The 16,178-nt window shown below is 73.5% G+C and carries 13 protein-coding genes; 2 read left to right on the top strand and 11 right to left on the bottom strand.

Annotated features, from left to right (window positions below):
• Together GB864_RS03920 and GB864_RS03915 are read left to right on the top strand one after the other, a co-directional pair.
• A partial coding sequence (locus tag GB864_RS03920; protein WP_160423038.1) for a GNAT family N-acetyltransferase occupies window positions 1-706 on the top strand: 706 nt, incomplete at its 5' end.
• A gap of 40 nt (window positions 707-746) precedes the next feature.
• A complete protein-coding gene (locus GB864_RS03915) occupies window positions 747-1,811 on the top strand; it encodes a GNAT family N-acetyltransferase (RefSeq protein WP_160423037.1) in 1,065 nt (354 codons plus the stop codon).
• A 74-nt stretch (window positions 1,812-1,885) separates the two neighbouring features.
• On the opposite strand, the gene GB864_RS03910 is transcribed toward GB864_RS03915, so the two are convergent.
• From GB864_RS03910 to GB864_RS18130, 11 genes are all read right to left on the bottom strand, one after another.
• On the bottom strand, window positions 1,886-4,633 hold the full coding sequence (locus GB864_RS03910) for a sunset domain-containing protein (RefSeq protein ID WP_473808259.1): 2,748 nt from the start codon (window positions 4,631-4,633) through the stop codon (window positions 1,886-1,888).
• 135 nt (window positions 4,634-4,768) lie between these two features.
• On the bottom strand, window positions 4,769-5,722 hold the full coding sequence (gene mutM, locus GB864_RS03905) for a bifunctional DNA-formamidopyrimidine glycosylase/DNA-(apurinic or apyrimidinic site) lyase (protein WP_160423035.1): 954 nt from the start codon (window positions 5,720-5,722) through the stop codon (window positions 4,769-4,771).
• Window positions 5,723-5,724: 2 nt separating this feature from the next.
• Complete coding sequence (gene rnc / locus GB864_RS03900; RefSeq protein ID WP_202106966.1) at window positions 5,725-6,387, bottom strand: ribonuclease III; 663 nt, start codon at window positions 6,385-6,387, stop codon at window positions 5,725-5,727.
• A gap of 79 nt (window positions 6,388-6,466) precedes the next feature.
• Window positions 6,467-6,670: a 50S ribosomal protein L32 gene (rpmF, locus tag GB864_RS03895; protein ID WP_160423033.1), complete on the bottom strand. Its 204-nt coding sequence runs from the start codon at window positions 6,668-6,670 to the stop codon at window positions 6,467-6,469.
• An 8-nt stretch (window positions 6,671-6,678) separates the two neighbouring features.
• Window positions 6,679-7,269 carry a YceD family protein gene (locus GB864_RS03890; RefSeq protein WP_160423046.1) on the bottom strand — a complete coding sequence of 197 codons (591 nt, stop codon included), beginning with the start codon at window positions 7,267-7,269 and terminating at the stop codon, window positions 6,679-6,681.
• A gap of 93 nt (window positions 7,270-7,362) precedes the next feature.
• Window positions 7,363-9,684 (bottom strand): transglutaminase TgpA family protein, encoded by a 2,322-nt coding sequence (locus tag GB864_RS03885; RefSeq protein ID WP_160423032.1) that lies wholly within the window; start codon window positions 9,682-9,684, stop codon window positions 7,363-7,365.
• Entirely contained in the window at window positions 9,674-11,005 is a 1,332-nt protein-coding gene (locus tag GB864_RS03880) for a DUF58 domain-containing protein (RefSeq protein WP_160423031.1), read from the bottom strand. The genes GB864_RS03885 and GB864_RS03880 overlap by 11 nt, the downstream gene beginning before the upstream one ends.
• A gap of 2 nt (window positions 11,006-11,007) precedes the next feature.
• Complete coding sequence (locus GB864_RS03875) at window positions 11,008-12,000, bottom strand: AAA family ATPase (RefSeq protein ID WP_160423045.1); 993 nt, start codon at window positions 11,998-12,000, stop codon at window positions 11,008-11,010.
• Between the two features lie 14 nt (window positions 12,001-12,014).
• A complete protein-coding gene (gene coaD, locus GB864_RS03870; protein WP_160423030.1) occupies window positions 12,015-12,515 on the bottom strand; it encodes a pantetheine-phosphate adenylyltransferase in 501 nt (166 codons plus the stop codon).
• 143 nt (window positions 12,516-12,658) lie between these two features.
• The gene (locus tag GB864_RS03865) at window positions 12,659-14,851 is read right to left on the bottom strand and encodes a DEAD/DEAH box helicase (RefSeq protein WP_160423029.1); all 2,193 of its coding nucleotides are present in this window, start codon (window positions 14,849-14,851) and stop codon (window positions 12,659-12,661) included.
• Window positions 14,848-16,131, bottom strand: a complete 1,284-nt coding sequence (locus GB864_RS18130) for a tetratricopeptide repeat protein (RefSeq protein ID WP_202106959.1) — start codon at window positions 16,129-16,131, stop codon at window positions 14,848-14,850. Before GB864_RS18130 ends, GB864_RS03865 begins: the two co-directional genes overlap by 4 nt.
• Window positions 16,132-16,178: the final 47 nt, after the last annotated feature.

Genomic DNA, 16,178 nt, shown 5'->3' with positions numbered 1-16,178 from the left:
CCGCCCGGGGCCGGCCCTCCGCCCGCCCGACGGCGCGGCGAGCCTGCCCGCCGACGAGCCGGCCGCGGCGTTCGCCCTCGCGCACGGCTACGAACTCGCGCAGCTCGATCGCGTCTCCCGCCTGGACGTCGGGGGCCGCTCGGCGGAGTTCGCCGCCACCGCGGCCGCCGCCGCGGCCCGGGTGCCCGGCTACCGGGTCGAGTCGTGGGAAGGCGCGACGCCCGACTCGCTCGTCGACGCCTACGCGCGCGCCCGCACTCGGATGGCCCTCGACGTGCCCGCCGGCGGGCTCGAGATCGACGAGGAGCCGTGGGACGCCGACCGCGTGCGGGCTCGGGAAGGGCGCATGGCCCGCGCCGGCTCGCGCGTGCTCGTCACCGCCGCGCTCGATCCGGGCGGCGCCGTCGCCGGGTACACCGAGCTCGAGCTCACCGCCGGCAAGCGGGTCGCGCAGCAGGCCGACACCCTCGTCGTGCCCGAGCACCGCGGCCACGGGCTCGGGATGCTCGTGAAGGCCGCGAACATCGTGCGGCTCGCCGAGCTCGCACCTGAGCGGACCGGCGTGCTCACGTGGAACGCCGACGAGAACGACCACATGCTCGCGATCAACGTCGCCCTCGGGTTCCGGGTCGTCGGCTACGAGGCGGCCTGGCAGCGGGCATCGGCTCCCCCGCCTCGCGACGGCGATCCGGGCGCGATAGCCTGATCGGCTGCCCGCGACGCCCCGGGCAGCGGAGGGAACCGACGTGCCGCGACTCAGCATCCAGCCCATCCATGCTCCCGACCGAGTCGGCATCCCCGAGTCGGCCGCGCTGGAGGCCTACGCGGACTTCGCCGCGCGCATCCAGACCGAGACGACCGGCACGGACGAGTTCAGCTATTCGGCCGCCGAACTGGCGGCGCTCAGTCAGGACGCCTATCTCGCGCGCCGCCGCTACGGCGTCTGGGACGGCGACCGGCTGGTCGCGGCCCTCGCGACGTTCTGGGAGCTCGACACCGCCAACCGCACCGCCTACGTGAGCGTGCTCGGCGTCGACCCCGCGTACCGACGGCGCGGCCTCGCCGGGGAGCTCCTCGATGCCGCCGAGGCGGCGATCGCCGAGGACGGCCGCAGCACGGTCATCCTCATCTCGGAGCACCGGGTCGACGACGGTGCCGGGGAGCGGGTGCGCGCCCCGCAGGGCGATGCCAGCCTGCCGGCCGACGCGCCCGCCGCCCGCTTCGCGCTCGGTCGCGGCTACCGGCTCGGCCAGCTCGTCCTCGCGAGCTCGCTGCCGCTCGCCGGCCGCGCCGACGAGTTCCGCGCCCGCGGCCTCGCGGCCGAACGCCACGACGGCTACCGGCTCGTGACGTGGCAGGACCGCGCGCCCGAGGAGCACGTCGCCGCCTACGCCGCCGCACGCACGCTCATGAACGTCGAGGCGCCGAACGGCGACCTCGACGTCGGCGAGGAGCACTGGGACGTCGAGCGCGTCCGCGCGGACGAGGAACGCACGCTCGGTGCCGGCCGCCGGATGCTGAGCGTCGCCGCCGTCGCGGCCGACGGCGAGATCGCCGGGTACACGACCCTCGCCCTCGCGCCGGGCAAGCAGGGCGTCTACCAGCACGACACGATCGTGCTGTCCGCGCACCGCGGCCGCCGCCTCGGGATGCGGATGAAGCTCGCGAACCTCGTGCTGCTCGCGGATGCCGCACCGGAGCGCACCGCGGTCTACACCTGGAACGCCGACGAGAACGACCACATGCTCGCGATCAACCGAGCGCTAGGGTTCCGGCCGCACTCGTTCCAGGCGACCTGGCAGCGCGGCTGAGGCGCACCCGACAGTCCCGTCCGGTCGCCGTGCGAACGGGACTGGCAGGGCCCGGCGACGGGCCCTGCCCTCGGTCAGACCTTGGACTTGCGGTACCCCGCGGCGATCGCGGCCGACTCGGATGAGAAGCACGCTTCCGGGTTCGTGCGCGTATAGAAGGATTGCCCCGGCAAGTGATAGATCATCGAGCTCTCGTTGCCCTTGATCGGCGCCCAGCTCGGGCAATTCCAGGTGCCCGGGATCGCTGTGGTCCTGGCAGGCGGGGGCACGGCAGCGGTCTGGGCCGAGGCGGCCGACTTCGTGGAGTACCCCGTCTTCGAGCCGGTGACGACGACATGCAGTCGCTTGCCGACGTCGCTGCTCCCGACGACGTAGGTGCGACCGGTCGCACCGGAGATCGCGGCGCCGTTCCGGTACCAGCGATACGTCAACGTCGTACCGCTGGTCGCTGCTGCAACCGCGCTCAGCGTGCCGCCGAACTTCGCGGAACCTGAGATGCGCGCGGTGAGCGACAGCGTTCCGGGCACGATCGAGCCGGTTCGAGCGGATGCCTTGTCAAGCGTCGTGTACCCCGTCTTCGTCCCCGTGACATGGACGGAGATCATCGTGCCGAGGTCGGCCGCAGCGAGCACGTAGGTCGACTTCGTCGCACCGGAGATGGCCGCGCCCGAGCGGAACCACTGGTAGCGCAGGCTCGCCGCCGGCGACCAGGTGCCGGACACGGCCGTCAGCGTCTGCCCGACCGCGCGAGTGCCGGTGATCGTCGGCGATGGCGCGCTGAATGTTCCTGGCGCGACCGGCGACGTCCTGGCCGAGGTCACTGCCTTCGACGAATACCCGGTCCGCGCCCCGGTGACCACGACGGAGATCGAGGCGCTGAGGTCCGACGCCGTCAGCACGTACGTCGACTTGGTCGCACCGGAGATGGTCGCGCCGTTGCGCAGCCACTGGTAGCGGTACGTCGCCGCCGGTGACCAGTTGCCCGGCACAGCCGTCACGGTCCTGCCGACCGCCCGGGTACCGGAGATCGTGGGCACGGGCGCGCTGAACGTGCCTGCCGCGACCGTGATCGAACCGGACGCCTTGGTCAGTGTGTTGTACGCGCTCGCTGAACCGGCGACGACCACGGTGAGCTGGTGCGCCCGGTCGGCCGCCGTCAGCACGTAGGTCGACCTCGTCGCACCGGAGATGGCGACGCCGTCGCGCTTCCACTGGTAGGTGAACGTCGCCGCGGGCGACCACGTGCCGGGCTTCGCGGTCACCGTCCGTCCCACCGCGACCGTCCCCGAGATCGTCGGGGGCGGCGCCGAGATGGTCCCCTTCGCGACGGCCGCGGTCGCCGACGACGTCACGCTCGCGGTGGTCACGCCGGAGAGGCCGGCCGTCACGACGACGGTGATCTTGGCACCGAGGTCGGCCGCGGTGAGTCGATAGGTCCCCGCGACGGCCTTCGCGATCGTTGCGCCATTGCGCTTCCAGACGTAGGTGAACTTGGCACCCGACGGCTTCCATGCACCCGGCACCGCCGTCAACGTCGAGCCGACCTTCACCGATCCGGAAACGGTCGGACGCGCCGACGTGAACGACCCCATCGCGGCCTTGATGGTCGACGAAGTCGTGGATGCGGTCTCGTAACCGGCGCGCGAGGCGGTGGCCCGAACCGAAACGGCCGCGTTCACGTCGCTCTGGGTCAACCGGTACGACGAGGCCGTCGCGCCCGGGATCTCGATGCCGTTGCGCAGCCACTGGACAGCGACGCTGGCCGGTGCCGGCAACCACGAGCCGACGGCGACCGTCAGGATCTCCCCGCCCTTGGCGGTGCCGGCCACGACAGGTTTCGGCTTGCTCGTGAACATCCCCCCCGAAACCACGCCCGAGGCGGCAGTCGCGGTGTACGCCGTGTGACCGGCGGTCGTCGCCGTCACCGCGACGCTGAGGACGGCACCGGCGTCGTCGTCACCGACCGGGTACTCGGCAAACGTGCGGCCCTCGACGGCGATGCCGTCGCGATACCACTGGAAGTCCGCCTCACCGAGGTCGGACGGCAGGACGACCGTGAGCGCCCCGCCCACGATCGCGGTGCCGGTGATCGACACCTCGAACGGCACGCCGTCGCCTTCGCCGACGACGACTCCGTCGGCTGATGCGGTCGCCGTCGTCCAGCCGGCACGGCCGGCCGTCACCGTCGCCCCGACGGTGCGACCGAGGTCGGCGGTGCTCGGCGTGTACCCCGTGCCGGTCGCCCCCTCGATCGGGGCGCCGTCGCGCGTCCACTGGGTGGTGAACTCGATGCCGGAGAGGTTCCAGGAGCCCGTCGTCACTTCGAGCAGCGCGCCCACGACCGCTGCGCCCACGATCGCGGGCGCCGACGTGGCCACCAAACCCACCGGTCGCAGGGCGATGTCGGCGGACTCGGCGGCGGAGCCGTCGATGACGACGACGCCGTCACCGACGGCCGGGGACTCGATGCCGGAGGGCGCCCACGTGCGAACGCTCTCCGCCGGGAGGTCGCAGGGCTCCGCGGACACCGCGTACTCGCCGTCCGCGAGTCCCTCGATGGCGTACGCGCCAGTGGCGTCGGTGCGCACCGGCTCAGGGAGCCCGACTGGCATCCACACGCCGTCGACCGCTGTGTCGACGGAGATGCAGACGTTCTCGGCCGGCTGGGATGCCGGATCGACGACGATTCCCGCAAGGGACGGCGCCGCCGTCGCGACGACGCCGTCCTCGCCGAAACTCGGAGTCGTAGTGAGCAGCGAGGCGAGGACCGCGGCCGAGACGGTCACGGAGACGAACGCGACAGGGCGCGCGCGGCGAAGCACTGCGGGCAAGGAGGCCTCCAGATCAGGTGGACCAACCAGCCTATGAGCGTCCCGACGCCGGCCGTGTCCGACGGCCGTCCCCAGTCAGGGGGTCTTCCGGCCGGTTCGCAGTCGTCGCTCGGCGAAGATCCGGGTTCAGGCTGCGGCGACGGCCGTGCGCGGCGCGCGCAGGCGCTGGCAGCGGGGGCAGCGGTGCGAGCCGCGGTTCATGAACTGCTCGCGCACGATGGGCGTGCCGCAACGGCGGCATTCGCGGCCCTGACGGCCGTACGCCTCCAGTGAGTGGGCGAAGTAGCCGGCTTGCCCGTTGACGTTGACGTACTGGGCGTCGAAGCTCGTGCCGCCCTCGGCGAGCGCCTTGCGCAGCACGAGTTCGATCGCATGCAGCAGTTCGTCGACCTTGCGTCGCGAGAGCGAGGACGCGGGCTGCTCCGGGTGGATGCGCGCGCCCCACAGCGACTCGTCGGCGTAGATGTTGCCGATGCCGCTCACGACGCCCTGGTCGAGCAGCACCCGCTTGATGCCGCTCGACTTGCCGGCGACCAGGTGCCGGAAGCGGGCGGGATCGAAGCGCGGGTCGACCGGGTCGCGCGCGATGTGGGCGACCTGGGTCGGGATGCCCGTGCGCCACGGCGCATCCTGATCGGAGCGCGCCGCCGAGAGCAGACCCGCGTCGCCGCCCGGGCCGCCGTCGAGGGTCGGCACGAGCCGGTCGACGGCCATCCCGCCGAACACACGCTGGTCGACGAAGTGCACGGCCAGCTCGCCGTGCTCGGGATGCTCGATGCCGAGACGGATGCGCAGGTGCCGGTCGGCGGGCGCGCCCGCCTCCCGCAGCAGCAGTTGGCCGCTCATGCCGAGGTGCCCGACGAGCGCCAGGCCGTCGCCGACGGGCAGCCAGAGGAACTTCCCGCGGCGGACCGCTGCCTCGATCGTGCGACCCGTCAGGAGCCCTTCGAAGTCGCCGGCGGCGCGGTCGTGCCGTCGCAGCGAACGCTCGTCGACGACCTCGACGCCGCTGATCCGGGCACCGGTCACCGCGGGCGCGAGTCCGGCCCGCACGACCTCGACTTCGGGGAGTTCGGGCATCCTCAGGCGTGCTGCAGCATCGTCCAGGCTTCGAGCGCCGCGGCCATCTCGGCCTGCTTCTTGCTCGTGCCCTGGCCCTCGGCGCTCGCGAGCTCGCCGACGAGCACCGTCGCCGTGAACTGCTTGGAGTGGTCGGGGCCGGATTCGGCGACCGTGTAGGCGGGTGCCGGCGCGCCGAGCTTCGCCGCGAGCTCCTGCAGGCTCGTCTTCGGGTCCATCGCGGCGCCGAAGCGGGCGGGGTCGGCGGCGAGCGGCCCGATGAGCCGCAGCACGAGCGCCGTGGCGGCGTCGCCGCCGGCGCCCAGGTACGTCGCCCCGATGATGGCCTCGACCGTGTCGGCGAGGATCGACGCCTTCTCGCGGCCGCCCGTCATCGTCTCGCCGCGGCCGAGCCGGATGAACGGGCCGAGCCCGATCGTGCGGCCGACCTCCGCGAGCGCCACCGAGGAGACGAGGCTCGCTCGCCGTTTGGCGAGATCGCCCTCGTCGAGGTCCGGATGCTCGCGGTAGAGCTTCACGGTCACGGCCTGCCCGAGGATCGAGTCGCCGAGGAATTCGAGACGCTCGTTGTGCGGGATGCCGCCGTGCTCATATGCGAACGACCGGTGCGTGAGCGCCAGCCGGAGGAGTTCCTCGTCGATCTCGATCTGCAGCTTCTGCTGCAGCGCGGAAAGATCGGGGAGCTGTTCCTCGGGGCGCGTCACGACCGGTCGTTCGTGGTTCGACTGATGAGTCTCGGGAGACTCAGACGTCGGCGACCTTGCGGCCCTTGTACTCGAGGAAGAGCGGGGTGCCCGCCGAGTCCTCGACGACCTTCGCGCGGTGCGGCAGGCTGTACGTGACCTTGCCGTTCTCGATGGTCTTCACGAGCGTGGGGACCTGCGCCTTCCACTGCGAGCGGCGGGCGTGGGTGTTGGCGCGAGACATCTTCCGCTTGGGAACAGCCATGTCTAACTCTACTTTCTGTGGTCTGCGTCCGGCTCGTCGCCGGATCCTTCGTCGGTGGAAGCCGTGAACCCCGCGAGCGCGGCCCAGCGAGGGTCGTGCTGCTCAGGCGCAGCGAGCTCCGGGTGATCGGCCAGTCGGAGGCCCGTCTCGGGGTCGAGACCTGGGCAATCCGGCCGGCACACCGGCTGGAAGGGCAGTGACAGCACTACCGCATCTCTGACGAGCGGTTCAAGATCCACGTGGTCGTCTTGAACCCCATACTCGATGGCTTCTCCCACATGATACCCGAACAGTTCCTGGAACTCGACTTCGACGGGCAGGGCGATCTCCCGGAGGCACCGTCCGCACTCGCCGTCGGCGGTCGTGTCGACCTCCGCGGTGACGAGGATGCCCTCGTGGACGGACTCGAGGCGGACGTCCAATCGGACCTCCGTGCCGGCGCGCACGGCGACGAGCCCTTCGCCCAGCGCCTCGGCGGCGGGGACGTCGAGTTCGACCTCGCGATACTCGCCGGGCTTGCCGACGAGATCGCGGACGTTGACGGAGAACGGGGTGCGGGTTGTCACGAGGACCCATCGTACCGGCGCCGGCCCACGCATCGCCCGAAGCCACGATCCGCTCTCGGTCGACACCCGGCCGACGCACAGGAACCGGGCCCTTGGATCGGCTCGCGCCGGTTCGCGCCGCAGCCGTCAGGCGCGGCGCTGCAGCAGCGCCCCCGCGCGGTCGACGACGTAGATCGCGAACGAACGGGGCGCGGCGATCGAGAGGAGCGCCCGCCACCACGGGCGTTCCGCCCGCAGCGCCGCCACCGCGAGGTCCACGTCCGCCGGGGTCGGGGCGTCGACGTCCCCGGGGCGGGCGTACTCGGCGCGCTCGACGGCGACGGTGATCCGTTCCAGGGCGAGCACGGCGGGCTCGGCGTCGCGGGCGCGGAAGCCGGGCGAGTCCGCACGGATGCGCGCGGCGAAGCCGCGGACCGTCGCCGCGTGATCGGGAACCTCGCCGAGGTCGACGGCCGTGTCGCGAACCTCCGACCAGGCCGCTCGGGCGCCGTCGGCACCGCCGTCGAGGATGCGCCCGCGCCGCAAGGCGGTCCGGAGCGCTCGCAGCAGGGCCGGGAGGAGCAGCAGGATCAGGCACGCCAGGACGCCGACGCCGGTCTGCAGGTTCACCGCCTCCGCCTGCGCCTCGGCCTGCTGCTCCGGGTCGATCGTCTCGGCGGGGCGCACCGGGGCGCTCGCCGTCGGCGTCGTCGTCGCGCCGGGCTGCCCCGGTGCGCTCGTCGCGGGGGTCTCGGGGTCGCCGGCTTCAGGCGAGGTGACCCGCGAGTAGTCGGGGACGACCCCTCGGCCGGGCGTCGGCTCGAAGGGCACCCAGCCCACGCCCTCGAAGTAGAGCTCGGGCCACGTGTGCAGGTCGTGCGAGTCGATGTTGCGGCGGGAGCGGCCGTCGATCACGGTGCCGCTCGAATCGCCCGGCATGTAGCCGAGCACGATTCGGGCCGGGATGCCCTCGGCGCGCGCCATGATCGCCATGGTGCTCGCGAAGTGCACGCAGAAGCCCGAACGCACGTCGAGGAACTCCTCGACAACCTCGAGCGAGCCGCCGTCGTAGCCGGCCTCGACGGGGGTGTCGAGCGAGTAGTCGAACGTCGGCCCGCGGAGCCAGGCCTGCAGCGCCGTCGCGGCGTCGTAGGGGGTCGCCGCATCCGCCGTCACTTCCGCGAGGGCGTCCGCGACGCTCGCGGGCAACTCCTCCGGCAGCTCGGTGAAGCGCTCGAAGTCGGCCGGCACCTCAGCGAGGCTCGCGGCCCGCAGCTGCTCGGCCGTCGGTTCGACGACGAGGCGGGAGACGGTGTACTCCTGCGCGTCGGAGGACGCCGCGGCCGAGCGCACCGCGCGCGTCGAGGCATCCCAGTACCAGTCGCCCTCGAGGCCCTCGACGCTCGCGACCGGTGCCGGCACGGGCAGCCACGACGAATCGAGGCGATCGACCCAGACCCGCACATCCTGCTCGTCGACCGCGACGTCCTCGGCGAGGCCGGCCGGCCGGTCGAACCGGGCGACGTCGCGCGAGCGGTCGAGCGCGGACTCCGAGGGCCGCCAGACCGCCCCGTCGATCTCGTCGAGCGTCATGAGCCCGAAGTAGACCCGTTCGTCGTCGCTCGTCGTGTAGTGCAGGACCTGCCGCGCGGCGGGGCGCCGCAGGTCGGCGGCGAGATCGACGAACGGCGTCACGCGGGTGCCGCCGGAGATCGATCCCGAACCGATGCCGCCGCCGGTCATGGGCAGCGAGGAGGCCACGATCGAGGCCAGCAGGAGCCCGGCGCCCGCGAGGGCCACGGCGCTGCCGATCGCGGGCGAGGTCCGTCCCCGCCGATCGGCGTGCGCGCGCGGCAGCCCCGGCGCGGGCGGTTCCGCATCGTTGCGGCGGACGCGCACGTCGACCCAGAGCAGCAGCAGGTAGAGGGCCGCGACGAGCACCACGAGGCCGAGCTCGAGCTCGCCGAGGATGATGATCGGCACCGCGAGCGGCAGCGCGACGGCGAACGCCGCGAACGCCGGGGCGCGCAAGGACATCGCGAGCACGTCGACGACGACCGCCACGACGGCGGCGCCTGCGGCGAGCAGGAAGCGCAGCCCCTCGTCGGCCGACACCGGCGCGGTCTGCTCCCGGATCGTCGCCGCGGCCGCGGCCCCGAGGTCGCCGAACGACTCGAACGTCGCCGCAGTCGGCACGACGCCGAGGACGGCGCCCTCGCCGAAGAGGAGGGTGAGGATGCCGAGCGCGAGGAGGAGTTCGGCCGGCGGGACGAGCGCCGCGGGGACGCGCGCCGCGCGCATGCCGAAGCCGCCCGCGAAGATCGCCAGGGCGACGAGCGCACCCGTCCACCACCACCCCGAGCCCTGCACGAGCGGCACGAGCGCCGCCATCGACGCCAGGACCAGGGCCAGGCCCGCGCCGGCGAGGGCGGCATCCTGTGCGGCGGTGCGTCGCAGTTCAGTCCGCATCGAGCGATCCTCTTCCCGCGTTCGCGTACTCCCACGCGGCGGAGAGCGCGCCGGCCTCCGTGAGCGTCACGACGTTCCAGTCGGCGGATTCGAGCCGGGTGCGCGCGTCGGCGGAGAGCCCGCCGATCGCGATGACCGTCCGCGGCTCGAACCGGGAGGCCAGCACCTCGAGCGCGGCGAGGACCTCGCGGTCCGGGTCGACGAGCACGGCGTAGACGGGTCGGCGCTCAGCGTGGCCGCGTCCTCGCAGCTGCGGCGACGGCCACTCGAGGCCATCCGGCACGGTCGGCTCGTCGAGCCGCGCGAGCTGGTCGAGCAGCCCCGCGACGCCGGACGCTCCGCGGACCTCGACGGAGCGGGCGCCGTGGAGCCCGCCCGGCCGGCCGTCGGCCTCGACCGTGCGCAGGAACTGCACGCGGAAGCCGTCGCGGATGAGGCGCACCCCGACCGCGGCCGCGACCTCGACGCCGAGCTCGAACCCCACCGGTGCGAGCTCGCCGCTCGGCAGCAGCTGCCACCCGGTGCGCCGGAACGCCTCGGCCCCGGTGTCGAGCACGAGGACGGCCTCGGGGTCGCCTGACTGCTCCTCCTGGCGCACCATGAGCTCGCCGAGGCGCGCGGTCGCCCGCCAGTGCACCCGGCGATACGGGTCGCCGCGACGGTACTCGCGGGCGATGAGCTCGTCGGCGTTGGGGATCGTGCGGCGCGCGAGCGAGCGCACGGTGCCGTCGCCGCCGGCGCCGCCGGGGGCGCCCTCCTCGAGGGTCGCGACGCGCGGCGTCACGACGAGTTCGGCCACGGGCCCGTGCGTCGAGTCCCCGCGAGCGAGCCCGAACGGGTCGTGCACGGTCAGGCGCAACGGACCGACGGCGAACACGCCGCGCCGCTCGGGCTCGAGCCGGTAGCTCAGACTGACGCTCTCGCCGGGCCGCCCGGCCGCCGCGGCGGTCGGCAGCACGGCCTCGGGCTGCGGCACGAGGGAGTCGTCGGTCTCGTCGCGCCAGGTGGCGCCGTCGAGCCGGCGGGCCGAGCGGTTCTGCACGACGAGCTGCACGTCGGTGGCGCCGCCCACGGGCAGCATCCGCGCGTCGAAGACGCGCACGACCTGCACGTTCGGGCGCCGCAGCGCCACCCACGCGAGTGCGGCCAGCGGCATCCCGATGCCGATGAGGCCGGGCAGGAGCAGCCCCCGCGTGTGCAGGGCGAAGGCGAGCACGACGAGGAGGACGCCGACGACGATGAGGGCCCAGCCGCGGGCGGTCGGCCTCGGCGCCCGTCGGAGGCGGTTCGCCGTCCGGCCGAGCGCGTCGAGCGCGGACATCGCTACTCCGAACGGGGCGAACCGAGCGGCACCGCGGTCTCGCCGATGATCTGCCGGACGATCGACTCGGTGAGCGAGGCACCGTCGTGGTCGTGCGCGCCGATGGCGCGCCCGGTGGGCACGAGCCGGTGCGCGAGCACGGGGATCGCGAGCGCATCGAGGTCGTCGGGGATGACGAAGTCGCGGCCGTCGATCGCGGCACGCGCCTTCGCGGCGCGGACGAGCTGCAGGGTCGCGCGGGGGCTCGCACCGAGGCGCACGCGGCGGTCGGCGCGCGTGCCGCGGACCAGGGCGACCGCGTACTCCTTGACGGGCTCGGACACGTAGACCCCGCGGGCCGCGCGGATCATCGCGACGAGGGTGGGCTCCGAGACCACGGGGCCGATCGAGTCGATCGGCGAGGACTCCGCACGCGCCCCGAGCATCGCGACCTCGTCGCGGGCGCCCGGGTAGCCCATCGAGATGCGCGCCATGAACCGGTCGCGCTGGGCCTCGGGCAGCGGGTACGTGCCCTCCATCTCGACGGGGTTCTGCGTCGCGATGACGATGAACGGCTCGGCGAGGCGGTGGCTCGTGCCGTCGACCGTGACCTGGCGCTCCTCCATGCACTCGAGGAGGGCGGCCTGCGTCTTCGGGCTCGCGCGATTGATCTCGTCGCCGATGACGAGGTTGGCGAAGACCGGCCCCGGCTTGAACTCGAAGTCGCGCGCGACCGCGTCGAAGACCGCGACGCCCGTGACGTCGCTCGGGAGCAGGTCGGGCGTGAACTGGATGCGGCCGACGGTGCAGTCGACCGAGCGCGCGAGCGCCTTGGCGAGCATGGTCTTGCCGACGCCCGGGACGTCCTCGATGAGGAGGTGGCCTTCGGCGAGCAGGACCGTGAGCGCCGCCTCGACCGACGAGCGCTTGCCGTCGATGACGCGCTCGACGTTCTCGATGATGCGGCGCGCGTGCGCGCCGACCTCACCGATCGGCAGCGCGGCGTCGGCGATCATGGGGTCCTGCAGGCTCAACGGGGGTTCTCCTCGAGGTAGGTCGCGACGACGCTCGGCACGTAGGGCGACACGTCGCCGCCGAGCGCGGAGACCTGGCGCACGAGCGAGCTCGACACGTGGGCGTTGGCCGGGTCGGGCAGGAGGAAGACCGTCTCGACCCCCGCGAGGTGGCGGTTCACGATCGCCATGGGCGTTTCGTACGCCACATCGACCTGCGAGCGGATGCCTTTGACGAGCACGCTCGCGCCGACGTCGGTGCAGTAGTCGACGAGCAGCCCCATGCTCCAGGCGGCGACGATGACGCGGCCGCCGGTGCGCTCGGGGATGCCGGCGTCGGCGATCGACTGCTCGATGAGCGCGACGCGCTGCGCGATCGGCAGGAGCGCGTGCTTGTCGGGATTGTGCACGACCACGACGTGCAGTTCGTCGTAGAGTCCGGCGGCGCGTTCGATCACGTCGAGGTGCCCGAGAGTCACGGGGTCGAATGATCCTGGAACGACGGCGATCCGCTGCATGCTGTGCAGCATAGCGGCGTCGTGGGAAGCCCTTCCGCCGCTTCAGCCCATCCACAGGCGCGCGGCGTCGAAGTCGACGGAACCTCGTTTCCGGGCTCGGGCGGTGCCTCCGCGACGCGCCGCTGCGGCGCACGGACGAAGGCTCACCCCTTGGCGAGGAAGGACGCGGATTCCTCGTCGAGGCGGCGCCGGAGCGCAGCCGCGAGGGCCGGGTGCGACGCGAGCGTCGGGTCGTCGGCGAGGATGCCCGCGGCGGCCGTGCGCGCATCGGCGATGAGCTCGCCGTCGTGCGCGACGCGCAGCAGTTTGAGCGAGGAGCGGCCGCCGGACTGGCGCTCGCCGAGCACGTCGCCCTCGCGTCGCAGTTCGAGGTCGACGCGGGCGAGCTCGAACCCGTCGAGGGTCGCGGCGACCGCCTCGACGCGCTCGAGCGCGACCGAGCCGGGCTCGGCGCCGGTGACGAGGAGGCAGACGCCGGGCACCCCGCCGCGGCCGATCCGGCCGCGCAGCTGGTGGAGCTGGGAGACCCCGAAGCGGTCGGCGTCGAACACGATCATCGTCGAGGCGTTCGGCACGTCGACGCCGACCTCGATGACGGTCGTCGCGACGAGCACGTCGATCGCGCCGCCCGCGAACTCCTGCATCGCGGCATCCTTCTCGTCGGCGCTCATGCGGCCGTGCAGCGCCTCGACGCGCCGCCCCGCGAGCTGCGGGTGGGCGCGGGCCTCGGCGAGCGTGTCGACCACGGTCGCGAGCGGCCGCGCGTCCTCGGCGGCCTCCGCCGCCTCCTCGGGGTCGAGCCCGCCCGCCTCGAGCTGGGCGCCCTCGATGGCGGGGACGACGACGAAGCCTTGACGCCCCTGTTCGAGCTCTTCGGCGAGCCGCGACCAGATCCGCGGCCGCCAGCCCGGGCGCAGCGCGAGCGGCACGACGTGGGACTCGATGCCGGCACGGCCCGCGGGCAGCTGTCGGATCGTCGAGACGTCGAGGTCGCCGAAGACCGTCATGGCGACCGTGCGCGGGATGGGCGTCGCCGTCAGCACGAGGACGTGCGGGGGCGTGCGACCCTTGCGCCGCAGCGCCTCGCGCTGCTCGACGCCGAAGCGGTGCTGCTCGTCGACGACGACGAGGCCGAGGTCGGCGAACTCGACCTTGTCGCCGAGGAGCGCGTGCGTGCCGACGACGATGCGCGACTGGCCGGCCGCGGTGCGCAGCAGCGCCTTGCGGCGCTCGGCCGCCCCGAGCTGGCCCGTGACGAGCGTCGGCAGCAATTCGGCCGAGAGCATCGGCCCGAGCATCCGCGCGATCGAACGGACGTGCTGGGCCGCGAGCACCTCGGTGGGCGCGAGCAGCGCCGCCTGTCCGCCGGAGTCGGCCACCGCGAGCATCGCGCGGAGGGCGACGAGCGTCTTGCCCGAGCCGACCTCGCCCTGCACGAGCCGGTTCATGGGCGCGGTCGCCGCGAGGTCGGTCGAGATCTCCTCGCCGACGGATCGCTGGTCGTCGGTGAGCTCGAACGGGAGCGCGGCGTCGAAGCGCTCGAGCAGGCCGCCCGGCCTCGGCTCGCGGGAGACCGCGACCGCACGGCGGAGCTCGGCGCGTCGCTGCAGCAGCGCCGTCTGCAGGGCGAACGCCTCGTGGAAGCGCAGGGTGCGCCGCGCCAACCGCGTCTGGCCCTCGCTCTCGGGCCGATGCACGCCCTCGAGCGCGGCGCGGTAGCCCTCGAGCGAGCGCTCGCGGCGCAGCTCGGCGGGGACCGGGTCGTCGAGCGGGCCGAGGGCGTCGAGCACGAGCTCGATCGCGGCCGCGATCTGCCAGCTCGCGAGCGTCGAGGTCGCCGGGTAGATGGGCACGGGCGTCTCGGCCCAGCGCCGGGCCTCCTCGGAGCCGACGTCGAGCTCCTGCTCGGCGAAGAGCTCGTAGTCGGGATGGGCCAGCTGCCGCTTGCCCTGGTACGCGCCGACCTTGCCGGCGAAGACGCCGCGCACGCCCGGCTTGAGCTCGCGCGAGCGCCACGCCTGGTTGAAGAAGGTGAGCGTCAGGATGCCCGTGCCGTCGGAGATCGACGCCTCGAGGATCGAGCCCCGCCGGGAGCGCATCGTGCGCTCGCGGACCTCGAGCACCTCGGCGACGATCGTGACGTGCTCGTCGAGCGGGAGTTCGGCGAGGGCCGTGAGCTCGCCGCGCCGCGCGTAGCGACGCGGGTAGTGCTGCAGCAGCTGCCCCGCGGTCTCGATGCCGAACGCCTTGGTCAAGGCTCCGGCCGTGCGGCCTCCGAGCACGCCGGAGAGCTTGGCATCGAGCCCGATGCCGCCCGGCGGTGGCGCGTCCGTCACGGTTCGATCGTAGGCGCGCCCCCCGACACCTCGCCGTCGGCGTCGGCGTCGGTATCGGCCTCGGTTCCTGCGGCGGCCGGGCCATCGGCGTAGCCGGCCTCGGCGTCCGACTCCGGGGCGTCCGACCCCGGGGCGGGCGCAGCGTCGGGGGCGACCTCGGCGTGCGCCGCCCCGGCCGCGGTCTCGGCCGCCGAGTCCGTCGCGCCTTCGGCGACGAGCGCCTCCGCTGCCAGGGCGTCCTCGGCGGCGGTCAGTGCCGGGCCGGCGGACTCGCCCACTGCGGCCGCGAGCACGGCGGCGAGGCCGACGCCCACCGGCTGACCGGCGGCGACGGGCCGCTCGGTCGGCTCGGTGCCGCCCGGCTCGCCCACGGGCCCGCCGGCGAGCGCCTGCTCGAGGAGCGTGATCTCGGTGTGCACCCAGGGGTCGTCCGGTCGGGAGCGCGCGAGCGAGCGCTGGATGCCGAGCGCCTCGTCGTAGCGGCCGAGCGTGCGCAAGCACCGGGCGATCGCCCAGCGAGCGAGCTGGCGCTGCTCGTTCGTGCCGTAGGCGTCGGCCGCAGTGGCGGCGGCGTCGAAGCGCGCGAGTGCGTCCTCCGGACGACCGTCGTCGTGCAGGTGCCAGCCGAGGTTGTTGTTGACGGCGACCGCCCAGCGCTTCGTACGCGGCTCCTGCGCGGTCTCGAGCATCTGGAGCGCCTCGGCCGCCCACTCCTCCTCGTGTCCGACGTCGGCGAGAGCGAGCATGTGCAGCGCGTCGAGCGCGAGGAAGGCGGAACCCGCGGTCGCGGACTCCCGGGCGGCGAGGGTGAAGACCGGGACCGCATCCTCCGGCAGCCCCGCGGAGGCCAGCAGCCGACCGCGTTCGAGGGCGATGCGCGCGCGGAGCGCTGCAGCCTCGGCGCCGGCGATCGCCGCGACGAGCTCGTCGTCGCCGTCGGTGGACGGATGCTCGCGCACGATCGCGCGCGAGCCCGTTCCGGTCGGCTCGGTCTCGACGGCCATGAGCACCGCCTCGCCCTCGTCGAACTTCGACTGGAGGCCGAGCGCGCGTGCGAGCTGGGTGGCGAGCACCGAACGCAGGTGCGACGAGTACGCGTCGTCGTCGGCGGCGTCACGGAAGCGGGCTTCGGCGAGCGTCGGGTCGGCGAAGTTCCAGAGTTCGTCGAGCAGGAGCTGCTCGGCGTCGCGTCGTTCCCGCAGGATCGTCTCGACGCCCGTGCGCGCCTGGTCTTGGTCGAGGTGGTCGGCGTCGGAGGGCGGAGTCGTCGCGTCGGTCACGCTTCTCATCATGGCAGCCCGCAGGGACGCACGGATAAGCTCGGAAC

Origin of the sequence: Agromyces seonyuensis, from assembly GCF_009789225.1 — a bacterium.
Lineage (GTDB): Bacteria > Actinomycetota > Actinomycetes > Actinomycetales > Microbacteriaceae > Agromyces > Agromyces seonyuensis.
Note: the sequence above shows the minus strand (reverse complement) of the source record. Positions and strands in the feature narration are given on the sequence as shown.